The organism is Pantoea sp. Taur (assembly GCF_009830025.1).
Classification (GTDB): domain Bacteria; phylum Pseudomonadota; class Gammaproteobacteria; order Enterobacterales; family Enterobacteriaceae; genus Pantoea; species Pantoea communis.
The window spans coordinates 15,944-36,973 of record NZ_SZZZ01000017.1 but is presented as its reverse complement, the minus strand read 5'-3'; the positions used below and the strand labels follow the sequence as shown (position 1 = coordinate 36,973).

12 protein-coding genes and 2 pseudogenes are annotated in these 21,030 nt (G+C 47.7%); 10 read left to right on the top strand and 4 right to left on the bottom strand.

Translation table 11 applies throughout. From position 1 onward, the window contains the following. Window positions 1-23: 23 nt before the first annotated feature. From FD744_RS19655 to FD744_RS19645, 3 genes and pseudogenes are all read left to right on the top strand, one after another. Window positions 24-890: a LysR family transcriptional regulator gene (locus FD744_RS19655; RefSeq protein ID WP_160869055.1), complete on the top strand. Its 867-nt coding sequence runs from the start codon at window positions 24-26 to the stop codon at window positions 888-890. A gap of 217 nt (window positions 891-1,107) precedes the next feature. After that, a pseudogene (locus FD744_RS19650) lies at window positions 1,108-3,383 on the top strand (FepA family TonB-dependent siderophore receptor). Window positions 3,384-3,637: 254 nt separating this feature from the next. Further along, a complete protein-coding gene (locus FD744_RS19645; RefSeq protein WP_160869054.1) occupies window positions 3,638-4,348 on the top strand; it encodes a type 1 glutamine amidotransferase domain-containing protein in 711 nt (236 codons plus the stop codon). A gap of 158 nt (window positions 4,349-4,506) precedes the next feature. Here the strand turns inward: FD744_RS19645 and FD744_RS19640 are convergent, their stop codons facing one another. Next, window positions 4,507-6,042: an FAD-dependent monooxygenase gene (locus tag FD744_RS19640; protein WP_160869053.1), complete on the bottom strand. Its 1,536-nt coding sequence runs from the start codon at window positions 6,040-6,042 to the stop codon at window positions 4,507-4,509. A gap of 2,232 nt (window positions 6,043-8,274) precedes the next feature. Between FD744_RS19640 and FD744_RS19635 the strand changes: the two genes are divergently transcribed. The 3 genes from FD744_RS19635 to FD744_RS19625 all read left to right on the top strand — a co-directional run bounded on the left by FD744_RS19635 (window position 8,275) and on the right by FD744_RS19625 (window position 12,442). Next, on the top strand, window positions 8,275-9,477 hold the full coding sequence (locus FD744_RS19635) for an AAA family ATPase (protein WP_160869052.1): 1,203 nt from the start codon (window positions 8,275-8,277) through the stop codon (window positions 9,475-9,477). 35 nt (window positions 9,478-9,512) lie between these two features. Further along, a complete protein-coding gene (locus tag FD744_RS19630; protein WP_160869087.1) occupies window positions 9,513-10,448 on the top strand; it encodes a ParB/RepB/Spo0J family partition protein in 936 nt (311 codons plus the stop codon). A 941-nt stretch (window positions 10,449-11,389) separates the two neighbouring features. Continuing rightward, entirely contained in the window at window positions 11,390-12,442 is a 1,053-nt protein-coding gene (locus FD744_RS19625; RefSeq protein WP_160869051.1) for a RepB family plasmid replication initiator protein, read from the top strand. Window positions 12,443-13,619: 1,177 nt separating this feature from the next. Here the strand turns inward: FD744_RS19625 and FD744_RS19620 are convergent. After that, a complete protein-coding gene (locus FD744_RS19620) occupies window positions 13,620-14,042 on the bottom strand; it encodes an NUDIX domain-containing protein (RefSeq protein WP_160869086.1) in 423 nt (140 codons plus the stop codon). 231 nt (window positions 14,043-14,273) lie between these two features. On the opposite strand from FD744_RS19620, the gene FD744_RS19615 reads away from it, so the two are divergent. Both FD744_RS19615 and FD744_RS19610 read left to right on the top strand, forming a co-directional pair. After that, on the top strand, window positions 14,274-16,007 hold the full coding sequence (locus FD744_RS19615) for an ABC transporter ATP-binding protein (RefSeq protein ID WP_160869050.1): 1,734 nt from the start codon (window positions 14,274-14,276) through the stop codon (window positions 16,005-16,007). Between the two features lie 422 nt (window positions 16,008-16,429). Then, a complete protein-coding gene (locus FD744_RS19610; protein WP_160869049.1) occupies window positions 16,430-18,001 on the top strand; it encodes a sensor domain-containing diguanylate cyclase in 1,572 nt (523 codons plus the stop codon). Between the two features lie 58 nt (window positions 18,002-18,059). Here FD744_RS19610 and bdcA read toward each other — a convergent pair whose 3' ends face one another. Further along, window positions 18,060-18,773: an SDR family oxidoreductase gene (gene bdcA, locus FD744_RS19605; protein WP_160869048.1), complete on the bottom strand. Its 714-nt coding sequence runs from the start codon at window positions 18,771-18,773 to the stop codon at window positions 18,060-18,062. Between the two features lie 77 nt (window positions 18,774-18,850). Here bdcA and FD744_RS19600 point away from each other — a divergent pair, with 77 nt between their 5' ends. After that, on the top strand, window positions 18,851-19,441 hold the full coding sequence (locus FD744_RS19600; protein ID WP_160869047.1) for a TetR/AcrR family transcriptional regulator: 591 nt from the start codon (window positions 18,851-18,853) through the stop codon (window positions 19,439-19,441). Between the two features lie 222 nt (window positions 19,442-19,663). Further along, window positions 19,664-20,167 (top strand): annotated as a pseudogene (locus FD744_RS19595) (efflux RND transporter permease subunit); the annotation flags it as partial. Between the two features lie 114 nt (window positions 20,168-20,281). Here FD744_RS19595 and FD744_RS19590 read toward each other — a convergent pair. After that, window positions 20,282-21,028: a DeoR/GlpR family DNA-binding transcription regulator gene (locus FD744_RS19590; RefSeq protein ID WP_160869045.1), complete on the bottom strand. Its 747-nt coding sequence runs from the start codon at window positions 21,026-21,028 to the stop codon at window positions 20,282-20,284. Window positions 21,029-21,030 lie beyond the last annotated feature (2 nt).

Below are 21,030 nucleotides of genomic sequence, written 5' to 3'. Positions count from 1 at the left end.
TATGAGAAGTATAAAATTTCATTATGATGAACCCGCAATGGCTCAAATCTTTTGCCACGCTGGCCGAACTCGGGAGCTTTACCGACAGCGCTGAGCGATTAGGCATCACCCAGGCGGCGGTGAGTCAGCATATTCGCCATCTGGAACTGCAGTTAGGTCCGGTGATACTGAGGAGCAAGCGCCCCCTGGAACTGACGCCCGCTGGCAGCGCCCTGCTGGATTATTGTCAGCAAATTGATCGTGCTCACCATCACTTAATGCTGAGACTGAGTGATGCCGAAGCCACCTGCGGTGAAGTGAGCGTGATTTCGCCCGGCAGCATCGGACTCCGGCTCTATCCCTTGCTGTTGTCGTTACAGGAACAGCATCGCGACCTCACTGTTCGTCACCGCTTTGCGCCGGATAGCGAAGTGATCGACGCGGTTTTGCATAACCGTTACGAAATGGGCCTGGTCACACACAAACCGGATGATAAACGGCTCGAGGCCCATCCTTTTGCTGAAGAACCGCTGGAACTGATCGTACCGGCTAATACGCGAGTGACTGGCTGGAACGATTTGGAAAAGCTGGGTTATATCGACCATCCCGATGGGCAGGCGATGGCGACACGATTATTAAGTCGATTATTTCCGGGCAACCCAGGCATTCGTAACCTCCCCCAACGCGGATTCAGTAATCAGATCGGCCTGATTCTGGAACCGGTCGCGCGCGGGCTCGGTTTTGCGGTTCTGCCACGATATGCGCGACTGGCGTTTACCCGCCCTGAAACCATTGAGGTTGCCGCTGAGGGTGATGCGCTGGTTGACACCATCTGGTTAGTGCACCGGGCTGAATGGCCACTCTCTGCCCGCGCCCAGTTGGCCTTAGCCTGGCTACAACGTCACCTCTAATCTTGTGGCGGATGCTACAAAGCGTCCGCCACACGCCTTCACAATCTTTCCATGATTGCTCGCTTTGCAACCTCTTTTGCAATACCTGAGGCAAGACATGTAAACAGGCACCATCAGACATGTCTAAATGTGTCAAAAACATCAATATTGAGAATGATTATGATAATTATTCTCCTCCTCACTTGATATGTAACTAATAATAAACTGGTGTAACAATATGTCTTTTGTCTTTGGTGTAAGGAAAACAACTCTTTCAATTCTGATTGGAATTATCGTTCACAGTGGAAATGTGCTGGCGGCTGATAATAGTGACGTCTTATCGCTGGATAATAATGATAGCGGTAAAGCGAAAGTTATTTCAGCGAAAAAGGCAGAGAAGCCCGCAACGAATGAAACGGATATGATCGTCAATGCAAAAGCTGAGAACGTATTAAAGCAGCAACCTGGTGCATCCTTGATTACTCAACAGGATCTTGAGTGCAATCCACCGGTCAATGATCTCTCCGATATTATTCGCAAAATGCCTGGCGTTAATCTCACTGGAAACAGTGCCACAGGAAGCCGCGGTAATAATCGCCAGATTGATATTCGTGGTATGGGCCCCGAAAACACCTTGATCCTGATTGATGGCGTCCCTGTTTCTTCGCGCAGTGCTGTACGCTACAGCCGCACCGGAGAACGCGATACGCGTGGTGATACCAACTGGGTTCCGGCTGAAATGGTGGATCATATCGATGTGTTGCGTGGTCCGGCGGCAGCTCATTACGGGTCCGGCGCGATGGGAGGAGTGGTCAATATCGTGACCAAACGCCCAACCAATGACTGGCACGGTTCACTCTCTCTATTTACCAATCAACCTGAAGATAAAGATGAAGGCGCGACCAAGCGCATGAACTTTAGTTTGAGTGGCCCGCTGATTGATGACGTGCTGACGATGCGTGTATACGGCAATATCAATAAAACGGCCGCCGATGCCTACGATATCAATACCAGCGAGAATGGTTCATACGCAGCTGGCCGCGAAGGTGTGCGAAATCGTGACATCAATACATCGTTACACTGGAAGATCAACGAGCAACAATACCTCGACTTCAATTATGCCTACAGCCGTCAGGGCAATATTTACGCCGGGGATACGCAATATAGCCTGAGTAATCTCAGCACGCTGGTGCCGACCTTATATGGCAGCGAAACCAACCGCATGTACCGTCAGGCTTATAGCCTCATCCACAATGGCATCTGGGATTGGGGACAATCCAAACTCACGCTGAGCTATGAGGATACGCATAATACGCGTCTGGCCGAAGGTTCAACCGGCAAAGTAGAAGGGATGATCAACAGCGATACCTTCAACACCAGCCGCTATAAAACCTGGCGTATCAACAACGAATATACCGTTCCCTTCAACTTGCTGGTGGACCATACCTTAACTATCGGGGGTGAGTGGAATAAAGAGCAGCTCAACGACCCGGCGGCGATGCAGGAAACGGATGCGACAGGCATTGATATTAACGGTGTTTCCGGCGACCCAGCGCAGCGCAGCAGCAAAAACAACCAGGAGCTGAGTGCACTCTATCTGGAAGACACGATTGATGCCTTCGACGGACCCACGTTGATCCCCGGTCTGCGCTTCGATTACAGCGATAAATTCGGTCATAACTGGAGCCCGAGCCTGAATATTCAGCAGGATTTAACCGACACGATCAAACTGAAAGCCGGTATTGCTCGCGTGTTTAAAGCCCCGAATCTCCATCAATCAACCGAAGGTTATTTGCTCGCCAGCAGTGGTAACGGATGTTCCGTAAGCGGCAGCAATGGTTGCTACTTGATGTGTAATGGCGATCTCAAACCTGAAGTCAGTGTAAATAAAGAGATTGGTTTACAATGGAATGATGCAGGTTACAGCGCAGGCCTGACCTACTTCCGTAATGACTATCAAAATAAAATTGTCGCGGGCTCGGATTCTCTTGGATCCGTTGCGGTAGCAGGTTCATGGTACTCCTCGACCTATGATATCTATCAGTGGCAAAACGGGGGTAAAGCGTTGACCCAGGGTCTGGAAGGAAACTTAACCTTACCGCTGATTGAAGACACGCTGAACTGGCGCACCAATGCTACCTACATGTTCACGTCTAAATATAAATCGACTGGTAACCCTTTATCGTTGATTCCGAAATATACCGTGAACAGCTGGCTGGAATGGCAGGTGACAGATGCCCTATCCACCACCCTGAGCTGGACCATGTATGGGCGTCAGCATCCACGTACCACGGCTGAGAGATACGTAAAGAAGCGAGCGGCTTATCAGATAAGGAAGTCGGTGCCTATGCAATTTATGGTGTTGGCGTAAATTATGAGATGAACAAAAACCTTCGCTTCAGTGCTGGCATCAGCAATCTGCTGAATAAACAGATCTACCGCGAGAACGAAGGCGCTTCAACGTATAACGAACCGGGCCGCGCTTATTATGCGGGTGTGACTACTTCCTTCTAAGACATTTATGAGCCTCTGCGGAGGCTCTTTTTCATGTCGAGGCGTCTGATATTCCGGGAAGTGTTTAAACATTATATTTCGGCGATCAAACATTACATACCACACTGTTATAAAGAATTCTTATTGCCGCTATAAGCAAATCACCGTTTCACAATCTTACGCCGCAAATTATTCTGGGCGAGGCGATGTTTGGCACATTTCCCGGCACAGCGCATCCGCTACGCAAAAAATGAATAAGACTCTGAGGATCCTTTATGAATGGCGTCCAGCCGCACTCAGTTAAACCGGTATTGCTGGTACTGAGTAGTTTTCGCGATATCGTCGCCGGGCATGAAATCTCCGGCTTTTATCTGCCAGAATTGACTCACCCTTTACATGTGCTTGAATCAGCCGGTATTCGAACGACCTTTGCCTCTGTCAAAGGAGGAAAACCACCGGTTTATGGTATCGAAGATGATGCGATCAATCAGTACTACTGGCAGGACGTGGGCTTTCAGCAGCGGCTGAATAACACCTTACCGCTGGCGGCGGCCAAAAGTGAGGATTATAGCGCGGTCCTGTTTGTCGGCGGACACGGCACGATGTGGGATTTCCCCGATGATGCCGTGCTGAAATACCTGACGCGCCAGATGTATGAGAGCGGCAAACCCGTTGCGGCGGTTTGCCACGGCCCGGCAGCGCTGATCAATGTAAAACTGTGTAACGGCCAGTATCTGGTAAAAGGCAAACGCGTGGCGGCCATCACTTATACCGAGGAAATGGAAGTCGGTATGGCAAATGTAGTGCCTTTTATGCTGGAAGCGGCGCTCAAAACGCGAGGTGCACGTCACCAGCCCGCTGATAACTGGCAGTGCAATGTGGTGACCGACGGCCTGCTGATTACCGGTCAAAACCCGCAATCTGCTAGCGCGGTTGGCGAGGCTTTGTGTCACGCGTTGCTGGCAGCGACTCCTCTTGCGTTTTAAAACACTGTTGCCGAAACTGGCTGACGCAGTGTTGAATCCGTGCCAACGCCATAGGCTGATTTTTCCCACAAATCGAAGTTGGCACCCTCATGTTGATGCAACTTGCTACGCCACTCAATGAACTGATGAATGTGCCAGTAACACGAGCGAGATGACTTTCAATGCCTCAACAACAAAGCTCGCTGTATTCCAAGACGACTGACATAAGCGGAAAGACGCTCCGCATGTCTTTCAGTGACCACCAAGCCGATATAGCCATCCGGTCGAATCAGGTAAGCGGTATCCTGTTTGAATCCTTTTTTCTCAAATGCATACTGCTTGGGGAAGACATGCCATTCCACACCATGGCGATCGCACCAGTTCCTGGCTTCTTCAGTGGCTGTACCATAGATGTGTAATTGCCAGACTATCTTTCTCAGTGATGCATAATTGTCTGTCTCACCCATAGCGATATACGGTAAGCGATCGCCCGCACTGACCTCTCCCGCTTTTCCCTCACTTAAAGGACTGTCCGGATAGCTCATCGTCGTTTGTGAGATGACGCGGAAAAGGTATTCGCGTACACGTTCATATCGATAGGTCTGACTGGCGATCGACGGTGCAATGTGTGTACGCACGAAATCTGCAAACCCGCCAGCGGCAGTGATGAAAGTGAAGACCCGGTCTGTGGTTTTTACCAGTTGGTGAGCGAAGCCTTTTCGCTCCGCCTCATAACTATCTAGCAAGGTTTCAGGGGCCTGCGCTTTAATTACCGCAGACAATTTCCACGCAAGGTTTATCGCATCGGCAATGCCGGTATTCATCCCCTGCCCTCCCGCCGGGCTATGGACGTGTGCTGCATCCCCCAGCAGAAATGCACGACCATGTCGAAAATGATTGGTTACCCTGTGATGGACACGGTAGGTAGAAAACCAATTTACCTGTTTGATACTGAGCCCTAATCCGCTGATGGCCCTTTGACTGACATCGTCAAAAGAGTGTTGCTGCTTATCCCCTTCCTCACTTTCAACAGTGCCGATCAAACGATATTGATGCTCCGGCCCATAGGGCATCACCAGGACAAAATCAGACTTGTCAAAGGCAATGTGTCCCTCATTGGCGGGTGTCACTCCACTGGCCAGTACATCTGCAACGTAAAAGAGATGGTTGTAAGTACCGCCTTCGAAGTCACTACCAATCTGATGACGCACCGGGGAATGCGCACCATCACAGCCTGCAAGATAGGTGGCAGTGCAGGTTTCTGTTTGCCCTGTAGGTGTTTTGATCGTGGCAACAATCTGTTCGCCTTCTTCCCTGAACGACATGAATTCTATTTGTCGTTCGACGACAACACCTGCAGTTTCCAGGCGGGTGACCAGCAGTTTTTCATGTCTGTCCTGGGGTAAGACAAGCACGAACGGATACGGAGAAATGTCGTTCCCGGCATTCTTCAGGGGAATGCGCGCCCTCGGTTTTCCCTTCGCCCACATATTCATTGCCGGCATTTTATAGCCTGCCTCGATAGTCTCTTCAGCCAAATCCAACTGGCGATACAGCTCCAGCGTGCGAGCCTGAACGGCCATTGCTCGTGATGTCTCACCCGGTCCCTGACTCTTGTCGATGATTCGAACTGACACGTCTTGTCGGGTGAGCCAGAGTGCCAGCACCAAACCAGTGGGCCCTGCTCCAACGATGAGTACATCGATATTGTTCATAGGACTATCCAACTGTGGGTGAGTTAAACAGGAACACCATGGTGAACGCGTAAGGTTAGTGTGATTTACACAGCTCAATGCAAAGTATAATTGTGCTTGATTGAACTGGGCGTGCTTTTGCTCACTGTCTTCCGCACGCACTGAGTAAAGCATTCTTACCGGCACTAGAGGGGCGCCCTGCCCTTCCGGGCTCGCTGTCATGAGTGTTGATGCTTTAAGCTTGAAATGACATTGTCACCTTTCAAGTGGATTTTTCACCTTCCTGAAAACGCTATAAGGTAGTGTATTAAAGGAAATTTTCTGAAATTTTCAGGCTGAAAATCACCATGAATTTTTGATTGGTGGTGAAGGCAGTGATAGTGATGGCGCTTAGGATGGTCTGGACGCTATTTTTATATGCCCGAGTGAGTTATGACGATGGTATTTCTGCATAACGCATTTCGTGTCGTTCATCCCTTTGCAGCTGTTCCAGGCAGAACTCCAGGATAACGAAATGCATCTAAGCGACAGTAGGTAATTCGTTATCCTCCACTTTCCGCGCAATGCGACTTTTATGCTAAAACCAGCATTTAAGCCTTCTCCAGATTTCTCCTCGTTTATATCACCAGTAGGTGTGATTAATGGCATCTGATAACTACATGTAAGGGTCAGTTGCACATTGGTTGGATGATAGGCACGTAATGCTGCAATGAGAATTGGTCAAATAGGTAAATTTTGTCGAATTGTCTGGGTCGTTGAAAACGGATGAATTTGTCAAAAGTAAGACGCTGGACGCTGGACGCTGGACGCTGGACGCTGGACAATGCAGTATTACCATTAATAACCTAAAGTGAAGTAAAAACCCTTCAATTCAATGATTATTACACCACCGAAAAATAAACTTAAAGTGTTGAATAATAACAAATAATTCCACTTTTTTCAGGCTGAAAATCACCATGCAGTTAGCCAAATTTAAACATTTTCCTGCATAGTGTGTGTTACTACCTTGGCTTCAACCTAATCTAAGATTGATATCTTTTACGTGCTCAATGCTACATACAGCGCAGAAGTTTCGAGAGCTAATTGTTAACATCTAAATATCTAAAATTATCTACATTCTTAGATAAATTTTCACTATTACAGTTCTTCTCTCAATTAGATTACGTGCATTATACTTCTCAGATTCAGATTCAGATTCAGATTCAGGTGTCAGGGTTGATAAAAGTCTTCAATCAAATCCTATTCAAGTTAACCGTAAGGCAATCCCAGTTTGAACCACCAGAACATTTCTGATTCTGAAAATCGAGCGCTAGATATACTTATGTAATGTTGTGCGCAAATTATTTTGTACACCGCAAAATCAACGCGAACTGGAATAATAAAAGCCTCGAGTCTTATCAACAGATTTTAATCTATACAAGTTGTAGTGTGGTGTGCATTGAAACACACGTCACCACAATGGTGGCAAAAACAACGCCACAACCCAATAAATTTTTATTGTTACTTGGATTAATCAGATCATGAGTTAGAACGTTCATACACTGAATTATTCTGAGGAGCGTGTTTGAAAACATGATGCGGAGAAGAAGTTCACATCATTGATGTGAGCTAAATGTGTAGTAGATGTACTTTGAAATTATAATGTTTTTAAAATTCATTCAGTGTTTGGCGAGTGAATAAATTAGTGAAAATGACTGCGTACCAACATTAGCTACTTTTTTAAAAGTGCGGTCACAGCTTGTAGCGCATAATTTTAATGAACAGCGTTAAATGTCATTATTTAAATGAATTATAGGAAGGGAAGGGAAGGGAAGGGAAGGCGTATTTTGTATGACAATCGCATGTGGGTGATAATACGCAAAATCACTGTAGCCTCTACAACCATTTTTATACCAAAGCTCGTGCAGCCTCATATTGTCAACTTCATCTTGCCGATGAAAACGCCGGCCAACCATTTCATCAATCAGCTTGACCATCAACCCTGTTTTTTTCAATAACTCGGCTGAACACCTTTTGTTTAAATATCGTGCTAAGTACGATAGGGTAGGGGAATTGATTGAAACATGACTTTCATGAATTGATTGGTTGGGTGAAAGCCTTAACCACATAAACTATTGATTTAATTGAAGAATATTTATAAAGGCGAAAATCACTCAATCATTAAAAAATCCAATTTTATTGATTTTTACCTAAAAACTGGCATGCGGAAGCTTTTTTAGTACAATACAACAAATCATTATTATTGAGGTGCTTATGAAGCGTGATTACGGTGACGTGTTTGATATCGCCAACCGTGCGAATGGCATGCTGCACGGACTCAGCAGCCATATCGAGCAGCAGCGTCAGGAATTTAACCAGCAAGGCTACTACCATACCTTTACTCGTAATGCCGTCGCCAACTTACCGCTGTTGAGTAAACACGCGGTTGCCGCCGCCATCAGTGAGATGGAAGAGGCGGGTTATGAATTCGGCAGAAAGCAGACGGGCAGCACTTCTCAATATGCAATGAGCATTCAAAACGTCGTCGATATCTATAAGCATCGTAAGGTGCCCAAATATCGCGACAAACATAAAGATCCCTTCGTCGTTTTTGTTGTAAATCTCAAAGGTGGCGTGTCCAAAACTGTCACGACCGTTACCCTGGCACACGGTTTACGTGCTCACCCAGGCTTGCTGCATAATGATCTGCGAATTCTGGTGATTGATTTGGATCCGCAGGCCTCCAGCACCATGTTCCTCAGCCATACCAACAGTGTCGGTTCGGTGCTGGAAACGGCTGCACAGGCGATGCTGAACGATGTCAGCACTCAGCAGCTGCGTGAGCAGTTTGTGAAACCCACTGTGATGCCAGGCGTCGATGTGATGCCCGCTTCGATCGATGATGGTTTTGTCGCCAGCGACTGGGATGCACTGGTTGCTGAGAATCTACCCGGCATCGCTCCATCGGAAGTCCTTCGTCGCAACGTCATTGATCGTCTGGCTGAAGATTACGATTTTATCTTCATCGACACCGGGCCACATCTTGATGCCTTTATGCTCAATGCCATTGCCGCCAGTGACTTACTGCTTACGCCGACACCGCCAGCACAGGTTGATTTTCACTCAACGATGAAATACCTGACGCGACTGCCGGAAATGCTTGAGCGCATTGAGAACGAGGGGATAGAGCCAAGATTGAAAGCAAATATTGGCTTTATGTCGAAGATGACCACCAAACATGACCACATTACGTCTCATAGCTATGCACGTGAGGTGTTCACAAAATCGATGCTGGATGCGGTATTACCCCGTTTAGATGGTTTTGAGCGATGTGGTGAGTCATTTGACACGGTGATCAGCGCAAATCCGACTTCGTATCCAGGCAGTGCCGATGCACTCAGAAAGGCGAAACAGGAAGCCGAGAATTTTTCACGCGCTGTATTTGACCGCATTGAATATATCAGGAGTACCAAGTGACCGAACCCAAATCACTCAAAAGAATTGGCCGCACCATGGGCCAATCCCAGATGTCGAGTTTTATCAACAGCGGCAATCAGTCACGCGTATTCACTCTGAAGTCGGGTAACACAGCGACTTTCAGCCGCCAGCTCATTCCCAGCGGTGAAGTGGAAAGCAAAACCTTTGTTGACGCGCAGGTGAATGGGCGAGACCAGTCAGCGCTCACTGAAGAATCAGTAAAAGACATTACGCGCACCATTGAGTTGCAGCAGTTCTTTCCGGCAATTGGCCGCCTGGTGGATGGCCGCATTGAAATTATGGATGGTTCTCGTCGTCGTGCCGCTTGTCTTTTCGCCGGAACGGGCCTCGAAGTTCTGGTGACCGAGGATGACATTGATATCAGTGATGCCCGCCAGCTGGCTGCGGATATTCAGACAGCAAAAGAGCACAATCTGCGTGAACTGGGTCAACGTTTCCTGATGATGGAAGCGCAGGGCATGAACAAGACCGAGATTGCGAAAGCAGAAGGGATCTCAAACGCCAAAGTGACGCGTGCATTTCAGGCTGCGTGGGTTCCTGCTGAATTCATCGAGTTAATACCGGTCGTCTCCGACCTCAGCATTCCGGACTACAAATTGCTGCTGGATGTGGCAGAAGAAGCGAAAGCAGAGGGTGTGGCGGTTAAAGAGGTTGTGGCTCAGGTCAAAGCGCGAATGGATGACGATCAGGCGCTGCACAAACTGGCCTCCGATGATCAGAAAACCCGGATCCTGTCGTTTTTCACCACTGCTAAAAAGCAGCTGGTTAAGCCGGTGAAAAACAAGAGTGTCACCACCGAGAAGTTTGGCCATTTCTCAGATCGTACCGCTTACGCTAAGCGCAAAACTAACGCAGAAAAGCGCCATGTACAGTATGAATTCTACCGTTTGCCTGCCAATACGCTGGAAGAGATCGATATTGCAATTAAGGCGATCCTTACTAAGTCTTGATCCGGCTCCTTCATACAACGCAAATCCAAAATGGACGTGATTTTCACGTCCTTTTTATTGTTCTCACTTTTCAGTAACCCACGCTCGTTTGAATCTGTGCTTCTAAGCGCTTCAGCAGCCTTCTAAGCCATTTAAGTTCAATTATCGTATCTGGTAAGCCCAATCCTCTCAACGCGGCAAAAACCCTGTACAGGCTGAATTTACGAACATCTGATTGATGATCGTGTTTATACCAAAATCTGGGCTCATCCAGGCCAACAAGTTATACAAAGGGATCTTTTCTCAGGAACGACATTCATAATTGAACGAAATCACCGTCTTCCAGCTGAAACCTGCTTAACAGTCTCATTTAACGCTGATTTTTATCCCCATTATCCACAGGGTAGATCCAATTATTCGATCATAATGAGATCCCATTAAGATCAAAGAAGATCCCGGATCGCTGTAGGCCTTGATATGACTGGGCTGAAAGGGCTTTAATAACCACTATAAGGAGTAAACTAACCGCTATGGAGAGGAAAATAACCGATGAAATGAGTGAAACAACCGATGAAGAGAGTGACTGATAACCGCTGTAGTGAGCAGGCATTGATGAAAGTTGTGTGTAACTGGTTCTGCTGTGCATAACTATGATTTCTGCAGCGTGATTGACTGAAGATCAGCCGCGGTTATCCAGAAAAGGTTATCCCCATTATTCACTGACCCGATCCAAGAATAGATCCTTATAAGATCATAGAAGTTCCTAACAGATCCCCACTACGGTTAAAGCCTTGTGCCGCAAGCCCTGAGGAGAGATTGATAACCGCTATAAAGAGTAAACTAACCGCTATGGAGAGTAAATTATCCTTTATAGAGAGTAGTCTAACCGATGAAGTGAGTGCTAGTATCCGCTATAGAGAGTAAACGCGCGATGTCCCTGTGTATAAACCGGATCCTCGAAAATGTCGGAAAATGAGCTAAAAAACAACAAGATAGTTGAAGCCTTTTCAGAAACAGATAAACGAACTGGCGAACTGGTTGTACTTACCCCCAACAGAGATAACACTGTTCAACCGGTTGCTTTAATGCGATTAGGCTTATTCGTTCCTACGTTAAAATCGACCAATAACCGTAAAAACGACACGACAGCCGTTACTGATGTCACGAACGAACTTAAGTTACTGTCGCTCGTTAAATCAGAAGGTTATGAAAGGATCAGGATCATTGGCCAGCGACTCGATATGGACAATGATTTTAAGACTTGGGTCGGGATCATTCACGCGTTTGCAAAGTACAACGTCACCAATGACAAAGTCGTTTTACCCTTCGTCGAGTTCGTCAAACTATGTGGCATTCCTTCCTCTCGATCTTCAGCCAAGCTGAGGGAGCGACTGGAAGCTTCGCTGATCCGCATTGCATCCAATACCATCCAGTTCGGTACTGCTGACAAAGATGAACTCTATGTCACGCATCTGGTGCAATCCGCTAAATACAGTGTCAAAAAGGATACGGTCGAGCTTCAGGCCGATCCCAAGCTGTTCGAGCTTTATCAGTTTGATCGCAAGGTTTTGCTGCAGCTTCGTGCCATTAACGCTCTGGCTCGTAAGGAGTCCGCTCAGGCGCTTTATACCTTTATCGAAAGCCTGCCTCCTAATCCGGCGCCAATCTCCATGGCGCGCCTGCGACAGCGTCTAAATCTGACATCTCGTCCCATCACGCAAAACGCGACCGTACGCAGGGCGATGGAACAGCTCAAAGACATTGGTTACCTTGATTACACTGAGCTAAAACGCGGTAGCTCCGTGGTATTCCACATTCACTATCGCCGGCCTAAGCTCAAACCTGCAGAGCTGCCACTCAAGCTGCCGGATATTCTCGAAGATGAGCTGGAGTTGGATGATCCCATCGAGACTAATGATGTTGCTGCATCGAGCGAACCGCAGGGTGAAATGGTGATGCTGTCAAAAGCGGAGCTGAAGATCCTCGAGGAAATTCGCAAAGGTAAAGTGAAGTAGTCTTCTGAATTACCCCCATTTGATAACCGCTATAGAGAGTAAGTGCTCTCTATAGCGGTTATTTGCTGCTTCAAGCCACGTCGTTCACCTCCCACATTCACTGCTATCAAGACATTTGTGACCCAGTAACCACTATAGAGAGTAGGCTTGTACTCTCTATAGTGGTTATCTGGAAGTCGCTCACAATTTGCACCATTCTCAGCCAAAACTCGCAATGTGACCGCTTTCAGTGTGATAGAAGAGGGGACTGCTGGTGTTTAGTCGTCGTGGAATGATCCAGGATCGTCGCCAGGTTTTAATAACCACTATAGAGAGTAGGTATGTGCTCTCTATAGTGGTTATTCGACGGAAGTGACGTTATCACTTCTATCTTATTGAGTTATCTGATGATTATTGAGGAATATTTGTTCAGATAACAGTGTGATTTATGTTCAATATCGCCTAAATCACAATGATTATTGCTTTATTATCATTAACTTACTCACTTTTATTGCCGAAAACTGCTTTTCCTTCTCTGTATATCCACTATAGAGAGGAGTTACTCACTACAGTGGATAGCACTGCTGGTGGCATTGATGAGCAGCTTAGCCTGAGATCCTGCCAACAGGAACGCTATTGCGGGATTTTCGCATCCTGCAATAACCGCTATAGAGAGTGAGCTTGCTCTCTATAGCGGTTATTTGGTTTCGTTTAATTATCTTAAGTATATGATTTATAGTATTCATTTTTAATGTTTGATTTTTTGGCTAACCGCTATAGAGAGTAAAATTCCAAGCAATGCACATATCGGAAGAACTTGAAGATCCCATATCGATCGCAAGATCGTTGATTTGCAGGGCAGAGGATCAAACATCCACTATAGAGAGTAGAAACAACCACTATAGAGAGTAACTACTCACTACAGTGGTTATGTTTAATCTACTCCCCTGGTGATTACTAACCTCGCAAGGCTTGCTAATACTGGTGTTAGTAATTACTAACATAAAGGTGATGAGCGCGAGTGCACAGGAACGGATAATTGTCATCATTGCAGCGCGTCAGGGTATGAAGGAGTGGTTTACTCTCTATAGTGGTTGTTCCACAGGATCGAGTCGCACCACGCGATCCTGATCAGGTGAAGATCCCATTCATTTCACGTTTGCTCTTGCTCATCATGACTGGCTGGCAATAGGTAGACTCAGTGAGCGCTTTGGCCTGCGTTCAATATGAGGGGGATTATCTGCTGGCTGGTGAGTGGGGCTAATGGCAGCGAAGCATTCTCGGAAGGATGGAGCCAGGCGATCTCTTCAATCTCAGCCGCTGGCATTATCGTTGTAGTGGGTGCAAGAACAGTGAATATTTCAGCGATAAGCGTATGTCCTGGCTCATTTGCGGCTGTATCAGTGAACTGACCGACATATTGCGTATCCTGCTCAGTGACATTGATTTGCAGTTCCTCTTTGAGTTCACGAATCAATGCAGCCACAGGCCGTTCAGTCGACTCAATTTTCCCTCCGGGCTGCATGAAATAGCGGGTACCGCGCTTGCGAACCAAAAGTACTCGCCCCTCCGCATTGATCATGATTGCCGCCGCAATGCGGATAACCTTGTCTGCGATCATCTTCATCCTCCATTCTTTGTTACTGCGCCTTCGCACCAGTTCGGCGGAAGGGAGGGAGGAGTATAGCTCAAGTGAGAATGGTTATTAATTACATGTTTGATAAATCTTTTCGCATTTCCTCGTTACGCGCTGCAAAGTAGATGTGAGCGATTAGTGTAAATGAATTTCATTCTCAACTATTATTGTTTCGACCCGCGTGACCCATTCCAACTGCAACAAGGGAGGCAGTCAATGTTATTGGCAATCAGGTACGTCTTTGCATCCAGCCCGCTTCGTATTACTGCACTTATCGCCATCGTCCTTCTTCAGGGCCTGATACCGGCGCTTAATGTCTTCATGACAGGAAAGATAATTAACACACTCCATACGCCTCAAATCAGTGATCATGCACTGATGTTCAGTGTTGCTATCTGGTGTCTGTCTTTGCTGGGTATTCAACTGATGACCCCGTTGGTGAATCTCATTCAGGGTGATGTGACGGAAATTTCAACCAGCCATTTCAGCGCCAATATTATGCGGAGAATGAATGAATCTTTTACTCTGAGCCTGTTTGACAACAAGGAGCGTTACGAGCAGTTGGAATATTTGAAAAAAGAAGCAGCATACCGACCGCTTAATTTCATCATTTGCATTATTTACTCATTCAGAGCCACCGTGATGGTTGGAAGCTTGCTACTGGTGCTGATTGCGTATTCAGGGATTGGGGCGGCCATTTGCGCCTTGTCCGTATTACCGATGATTATCATTAATATCCATATCCAGAAAAAATACGTGCACGAGTTATTCAAAAACTCTAAGGACGCAATTGCAATGCGTTACGTCTATGGTGTCAGTATGGATAAAAGCTTTTTACAGGAAATTCGACTCTATGGGCTGGGTAGTTATCTGCTAAAAAAGTTCTCAGGGTCAGCATTTAATACCTATCAACGTATGCACCAGCAACGCGTCAGGGCGCTGATAACGCCCATTCCCGCCATGCTGCTTAGCCTGGTGATGCTATTTGCCGGGGTGTATCTTTTCCTGAGCAATCTGCGCAGCAGTGATATCGCGGTGGGCGCGTTAGTGATGGTGTTTCAGTCCATTGTGATGATGAAATCGCATCTGGATGAAATTGCGAATTACGGTGCCAATCTGACATCAATGGGCAGCTTTTTTCATAGTTACCACTCCTTTATGACCGAGGAGATTGAGCCCGTTACCAACGGCCAAAAATTACTCCCCGATAACACGCCGTTCTCACTCAGTATTAAGCATCTTAGCTTTGGTTATGAAGGCCGGAGCAAGAGAGCCATAGACGGCATTGATCTTGAGATTAGGGCAGGTGAGAAAGTGGCTATTCTGGGGGATAACGGAAGTGGTAAAACCACGCTGATTAAAATGCTGCTGCGGATGTATGCCTATGAACAGGGTGATATCAGCGTATCCGGTGTTCCACTACAAAGTCTGGATATTGACGGTTACCGTCAGCAGGTGGCAACCGTGTTTCAGGACTACGGCAAGTATGAATTTACCGTCGGTGAGAATATCGCACTGAGTCAATATGACACAGAAGCGCATTCCACTCAGGTTGACGATTTACTCAGTAAAGTCGCGTTTCCTCATCCGCAGCAGACCCGACTGGGTAAACAGTTTGGCGGTGATGAACTTTCAATCGGGCAGTGGCAAAGACTGGCGATCGCGCGTGCGTTATACCGTAAAGCCAATCTGTTCATCTTTGATGAGTTTTCATCCTCGCTCGATCCAGAAACTGAACATCGCCTGTTTAAAGAAATCCTTTCACTCGACACGACGGTTATCGCCGTGACTCACCGTCTGGGAAATATCAAAGAGTTCGACAGAATCGTGGTCATGGCGGAGGGAAAAGTGATCGAAAACGGAAGTTTTGCTCTGTTGATGGGTAAACAGGGCAAGTTTTATAATATGTGGCACGCTCAGTTTAAATCGGTCATTGCTGAATCGGCGTAATGCAATCGTCGGGAACTGATTTGAGAGAGACGCCAGTTCATGCTGTTAATCCGGTGCGCCATCAAAATGTTTTCTTCAGAGGGTTGAATAATGATGGTGCGCTGAATTAAATACTTAAATCGGTCATCGATTTAATCTGGCCTGTTAAGCCGGTCAGATTCATCATGGTTTCTTTTTAAGAAACTTAATTATGGCATTCTAAAAATATTCACTGAAATACCTATCTTTATTCAAACGCTCTTACGCAATGTCCTCCGTCATCCTTCCTGATATCTATTTGCAATCATTTCTGAACGTTATCAACATTGAGCAGCAGGAAATATCCTGGAGTTCAGCCGTTTTGGCGGGTTGTGTCAGCTAAGCTTTCGCATTTCTCTTTATCTGCTTAACTGAATGCTGGAAAAAGATAATGGGGATGAAGGATGAAGCAAAAAAACGCGCGCGAGCAAGCAGGGCTCCTTTATCACTCCCTTATCAGAAGCATCACGTTCGCAGGCATTGTGCTGATCGCTGCGGTATTAGGCATCAGCATATGGACACTGCGGCAGGACTGGAATGACACCGTCAGGCAGAGTGAAGAAACGGCGACCAATCTGGCGCTGTCGCAGGCGCGGCAGGCAGAAGATACCTTCTTGCAAACTGAGCTCGCGATGCGTGAAATGCAGCGTGACGTTGAATCGCAGCTGGTGACCGGTATCAATAGCCGCAATCTGAGCCAGACCATGCGGGAGCTTCAGGGGCGATTGCCGCAGCTGCACGGTCTTTTCTATTACGACGCCCAGGGCAAGTGGATAGCCACCTCTGCATCGCAGATACCGGCAGACATCAATAACTCCGATCGCGAATACTTTAGGTTTCAACGCGACAATCCGCGCAACAGCATTCATCTCGGTCCGGTGATCCGTAGCCGAAGTACCGCCGATCTGGTGATCCCCGTTTCACTTCGTATCAGCGATGCGCTGCGCGGGTTTCAGGGCGTTTTGCTGGCTACGGTGAAAGTTGACTATTTCCGGCACTTTTACGCTTATTACGAGATGGGGCCTAAGGACGTACTGGTGTTAATGCTGGCTGACAGTTCCGTGTTATACGCACGGCCGATGCCTGATAGTTTTATCGGCAAAGACCTCTCTTCCAGCCATCTGTTTCAGCAGATGCTGCAGGCCACAAATCGTGGAAGCGGGCAGTGGACCTCGGCTCTTGATGGCAAACCGCGTATCTTTGGTTTTGCACGATCAGATCGTTACCCGCTGGTGGTTGCAGCAGGGTATGACACGCATAGCCTGTTCATTAAATGGATGAAAGGACGCGTACAGGATGTGTTGCTGAGTCTTGCACTATTATCCGCCATCGTTGCCATGGGCGTATTCGTCCTGCGTCAGGCCCGGCACAGCTTGCATTACCAGCTTGAACTGACCAATCTTCGTGATGAACTGAGCGTAGCCAACCATGCACTGAACAGACTGGCGCATGCGGATGCGTTAACGGGGCTGGCAAACAGACGTGCATTTGATCGCTACCTTGAGGAGTGCATCCTGGCCGCTGACACGCACAACGAGCCGGTTTCGCTGGTGATGATCGATATCGATTATTTCAAACGCTATAACGACACTTACGGCCATGTGGCCGGGGACGAATGCCTGAAGCGTGTGGCGCAGGCGATAAACGCCATCTCTCTGCGCGGTACCGATTTGGTGGCACGATATGGCGGAGAAGAGTTCGCCATCGTACTTCCCGGTGCTGATATTGAACATGCGATGGCGGTGGCTGCTGCTGCTGTGCAAGCTGTACGTGAGCAGGACATCATCCATGACTCGTCTCTGTTAGCTTCCCAACGGGTGACGCTGAGCGCGGGATGTGCATCGCTGAACACTGAGAGAGAAAATCGCTCGGCTCAATTGTTGATCAGGCAGGCCGATATGGCGCTCTATTCCGCTAAGCAGGCGGGCAGAAATCAGGTGAAGAGCGATGAGTCATATCTGAACACTCACAGCTGAAAGAGCAAATGCAGCCAGGTTTTAGTGGGGCAACCTGGCTCAATTCATCGATGACATCTTACGCGCCAAATCCGCCATCAATCGTGTGCATAGCGCCTGTCACGAATGAAGCTTCCGGACCGGCAATCCAGGCAACCATACCGGCCACTTCTTCAGGTTTACCGTGACGCTGAATGGCCATAAAACTGTGCATCAGCTCCTTCATCGGGCCGTCTGCCGGATTCATATCGGTGTCGACGGGACCCGGCTGGACGACATTCACCGTAATACCATGTGGTCCAAAGTCACGGGCCAGACCGCGCGCTAATCCTTGCAGGGCCGATTTACTGACGGCATAGGCTGCGCCGCCTGGCATTGGCATCCGGTCTCCGTTGACGGAACCAATGACGATAATGCGACCGCCTTGTGGCATCTGACGGGCGGCTTCTACCGCAGCGTGATAAGGTGCGTGAATGTTGATGCGGAATAAGTGATCTATGGCATCGCTTTCCAGCTCTAACGCATCACCAAAAATTGCCACGCCCGCATTCACCACCAGCACATCCAGAGGCCCGGATTCGCGTACCAGTTTAGTCACGGCATCGCGATCGGCGCTATCCGCCTGAACCGCTTTACTGCCTGTGTCTTCCGCCAGTTTTTCTGCCACTTCGCGCGAGCCGGCGTAACTGAACACTACCGCAGCACCCTCGGAGGCAAAACGCCGCACGATGGCCGCACCAATGCCCCGACTACCGCCCAACACCAGTACCGATTTGTTTGTAAATACCGCCATTAGAGTATCCTCAATTGTATTGTAGTGGTCATTACAATATTATTGAGTCAGTCAGGTTGTCAAAGGAATATGTAGTGATGACTACAAAAACTATCCGTACGCCAGGCCGCCCACGCAAGTTTGATGCGGAACAGGCGGTATGCATTGCACAGAATTTGTTTCACTCGTGTGGTTACGACAGGGTGAGTGTGGGGGATTTGACCAAAGCCTTTGGCATCAATCCGCCCAGCTTTTATGCCGCCTTCGGCAGCAAACTCGGGCTTTATCGGCTGGTGCTTGATCGATATGCCCAAAATGGCGCTATCAGTTTCAAAGCGCTTTTGCGTCACGATCGCCCGGTGGCGGAGTGTCTCTCTGCGGTACTGGATGAAGCTGCAAGTCGCTATGCTGCCGATCCAGAAGCCACCGGATGTCTGGTGCTGGAAGGTATTCATTGCGACGATCTCTCCGCGCGTGAGGTTGCCTGCGGTTTTCATACAGCGGCCGAGAAGATGTTTCATGCCTATATTGCCGAGCGCTATCCAGAACAGGCCGTGCGAATAACGGATTTTATGGTGACGATCATGTCGGGCTTGTCGGCTCGCTCACGGCAGGGTGCCAGCGTGGAGCGTTTGCGGGAGACAGCGCGTCTGGCGGGCCAGATGCTGGCGCAATTACTTCCGGTTTAAAGCAGTCACTGCTGTCGTGGCTGACGCAGTTAAGAAATGAACATCTGTGTTTCTGCGTTCAAAGACGGCTGGCGTAAAAGCTGCAAAGCCCGTCATCCAGAAAAAGTGGTTCCTGATAGGAGTAACTTAGGGTCTATAAAATGTATAACGAAATAGTCGTTTTCAACCGCCGCAAGACGCATCAAGATGCGCGTTGAAAATGGCCTTAAGCGACTTATCGGGTGCATTTTAGCACTATATGAAAGTTGGACAATCCCCGTATCCGTTATGTTGGCCGTGCCAATTGGTATTCTAGGTGCATTGTTATTCACTTCATTGCGCGGACTGGAGAACGATGTCTATTTTCAAGTAGGACTACTGGCAACAATTGGCCTGGCAGTTAAAAATGGCATTTTAATCGTTGAATTTGCTAGGGAGCTTGAACAACAGGGAGAGACACTGATCAATGCCACGCTAAGAGCCGCACGAATGCGTTTGCGCCCGATAATAATGACATCCCTGGCATTCATGTTAGGCGTCTTACCTTTAGTACTGAGCTCAGGGGCTGGAGCCGGGGGACGCAACTCGCTTGGTACTGGTGTATTTGGTGGAACACTGACATCAACCCTATTGGGCATCTTCTTTGTCCCATTATTTTACGTAATTATAAGGAGCCTTTTTCCAGGAAAATTAAAACAATCTTTTAAGGTTGAGGGAAGAGGAACAATATATCCTGAGTTTCAATGAACTCTGAGTGAGCTTCCGTCTAACGACGGAAGCTCACCATTTAATAGAAACATTAACCACGTGTTTTATAAGACAACTAAATTATCTTTTAAAGGTGAATAGCTCAGCAAACTATTACACTATTGGCGAAACCGGATGGAGTTTAAGTGGATCGATGCTTCCGTTAAGAAGTCGCTCAATGGAAATCTTATTAGAAATAACAACGTCCGCATCGGCTAAAGAATACAGTTTAAACATCCCTCTTTGATCATAATTACCACTTTCTGCCAGAATTACTTTACGGTGCGATATACTCATTAGCTGGGAATACCATGCCTGGCGATGTTCTTCATGATGCCATATCCCTTTCTCATTCCAGCTACCGGGAGAAAGAAAGAGTAATTCAAAGTTCAACTTTTCCAGAGAGTTAAGAGCCAGAACTTTATGGCAACTACTGTCATTACGATTCAATTCCCCGCCGATGAAAAGCAGTTGTGCTTGCGTATGGCGCATAATGTCATGAGCGATATTGAAATCATTGGTGACTGCAGTCATTCCAGATGACCAGGGAATAAGGTGTGCTAGCTGCCGGCAGATTACGCCGCTGTCAAAGAATATAACCCGGCATCCTTCCAGATAGCTTAGGGCTGCACGTAGCAATAGACGATTTTCTATTTCTCTCATAGATCCAGAAGTGGGGATTGCTAGTGATTTGACCCCGCCACGAACTGCCAGTAACGCTCCTCTGGAGGACAATTCAGCCACATCACGACGGATTGTCATTTCTGATACGCTAAGCATCTGTGCCAATGTTGCCATGCTAAGAAAAGACTGCTCTCTAAGCGCTTCGATAATGTGTTGGTGCCGTTCAGCGGGGATCATAG

Coding starts and splice junctions, on each gene's coding strand:
- bdcA (WP_160869048.1), bottom strand. CDS start 18,773: ATGGCGGTATTTACAAACAAATCGGTACTGGTGTTGGGCGGTAGTCGG.
- FD744_RS19655 (WP_160869055.1), top strand. CDS start 24: ATGATGAACCCGCAATGGCTCAAATCTTTTGCCACGCTGGCCGAACTC.
- FD744_RS19600 (WP_160869047.1), top strand. CDS start 18,851: ATGACTACAAAAACTATCCGTACGCCAGGCCGCCCACGCAAGTTTGAT.
- FD744_RS19610 (WP_160869049.1), top strand. CDS start 16,430: ATGAAGCAAAAAAACGCGCGCGAGCAAGCAGGGCTCCTTTATCACTCC.
- FD744_RS19590 (WP_160869045.1), bottom strand. CDS start 21,028: ATGATCCCCGCTGAACGGCACCAACACATTATCGAAGCGCTTAGAGAG.
- FD744_RS19645 (WP_160869054.1), top strand. CDS start 3,638: ATGAATGGCGTCCAGCCGCACTCAGTTAAACCGGTATTGCTGGTACTG.
- FD744_RS19640 (WP_160869053.1), bottom strand. CDS start 6,042: ATGAACAATATCGATGTACTCATCGTTGGAGCAGGGCCCACTGGTTTG.
- FD744_RS19615 (WP_160869050.1), top strand. CDS start 14,274: ATGTTATTGGCAATCAGGTACGTCTTTGCATCCAGCCCGCTTCGTATT.
- FD744_RS19620 (WP_160869086.1), bottom strand. CDS start 14,042: ATGATCGCAGACAAGGTTATCCGCATTGCGGCGGCAATCATGATCAAT.
- FD744_RS19635 (WP_160869052.1), top strand. CDS start 8,275: ATGAAGCGTGATTACGGTGACGTGTTTGATATCGCCAACCGTGCGAAT.
- FD744_RS19630 (WP_160869087.1), top strand. CDS start 9,513: ATGGGCCAATCCCAGATGTCGAGTTTTATCAACAGCGGCAATCAGTCA.
- FD744_RS19625 (WP_160869051.1), top strand. CDS start 11,390: ATGTCGGAAAATGAGCTAAAAAACAACAAGATAGTTGAAGCCTTTTCA.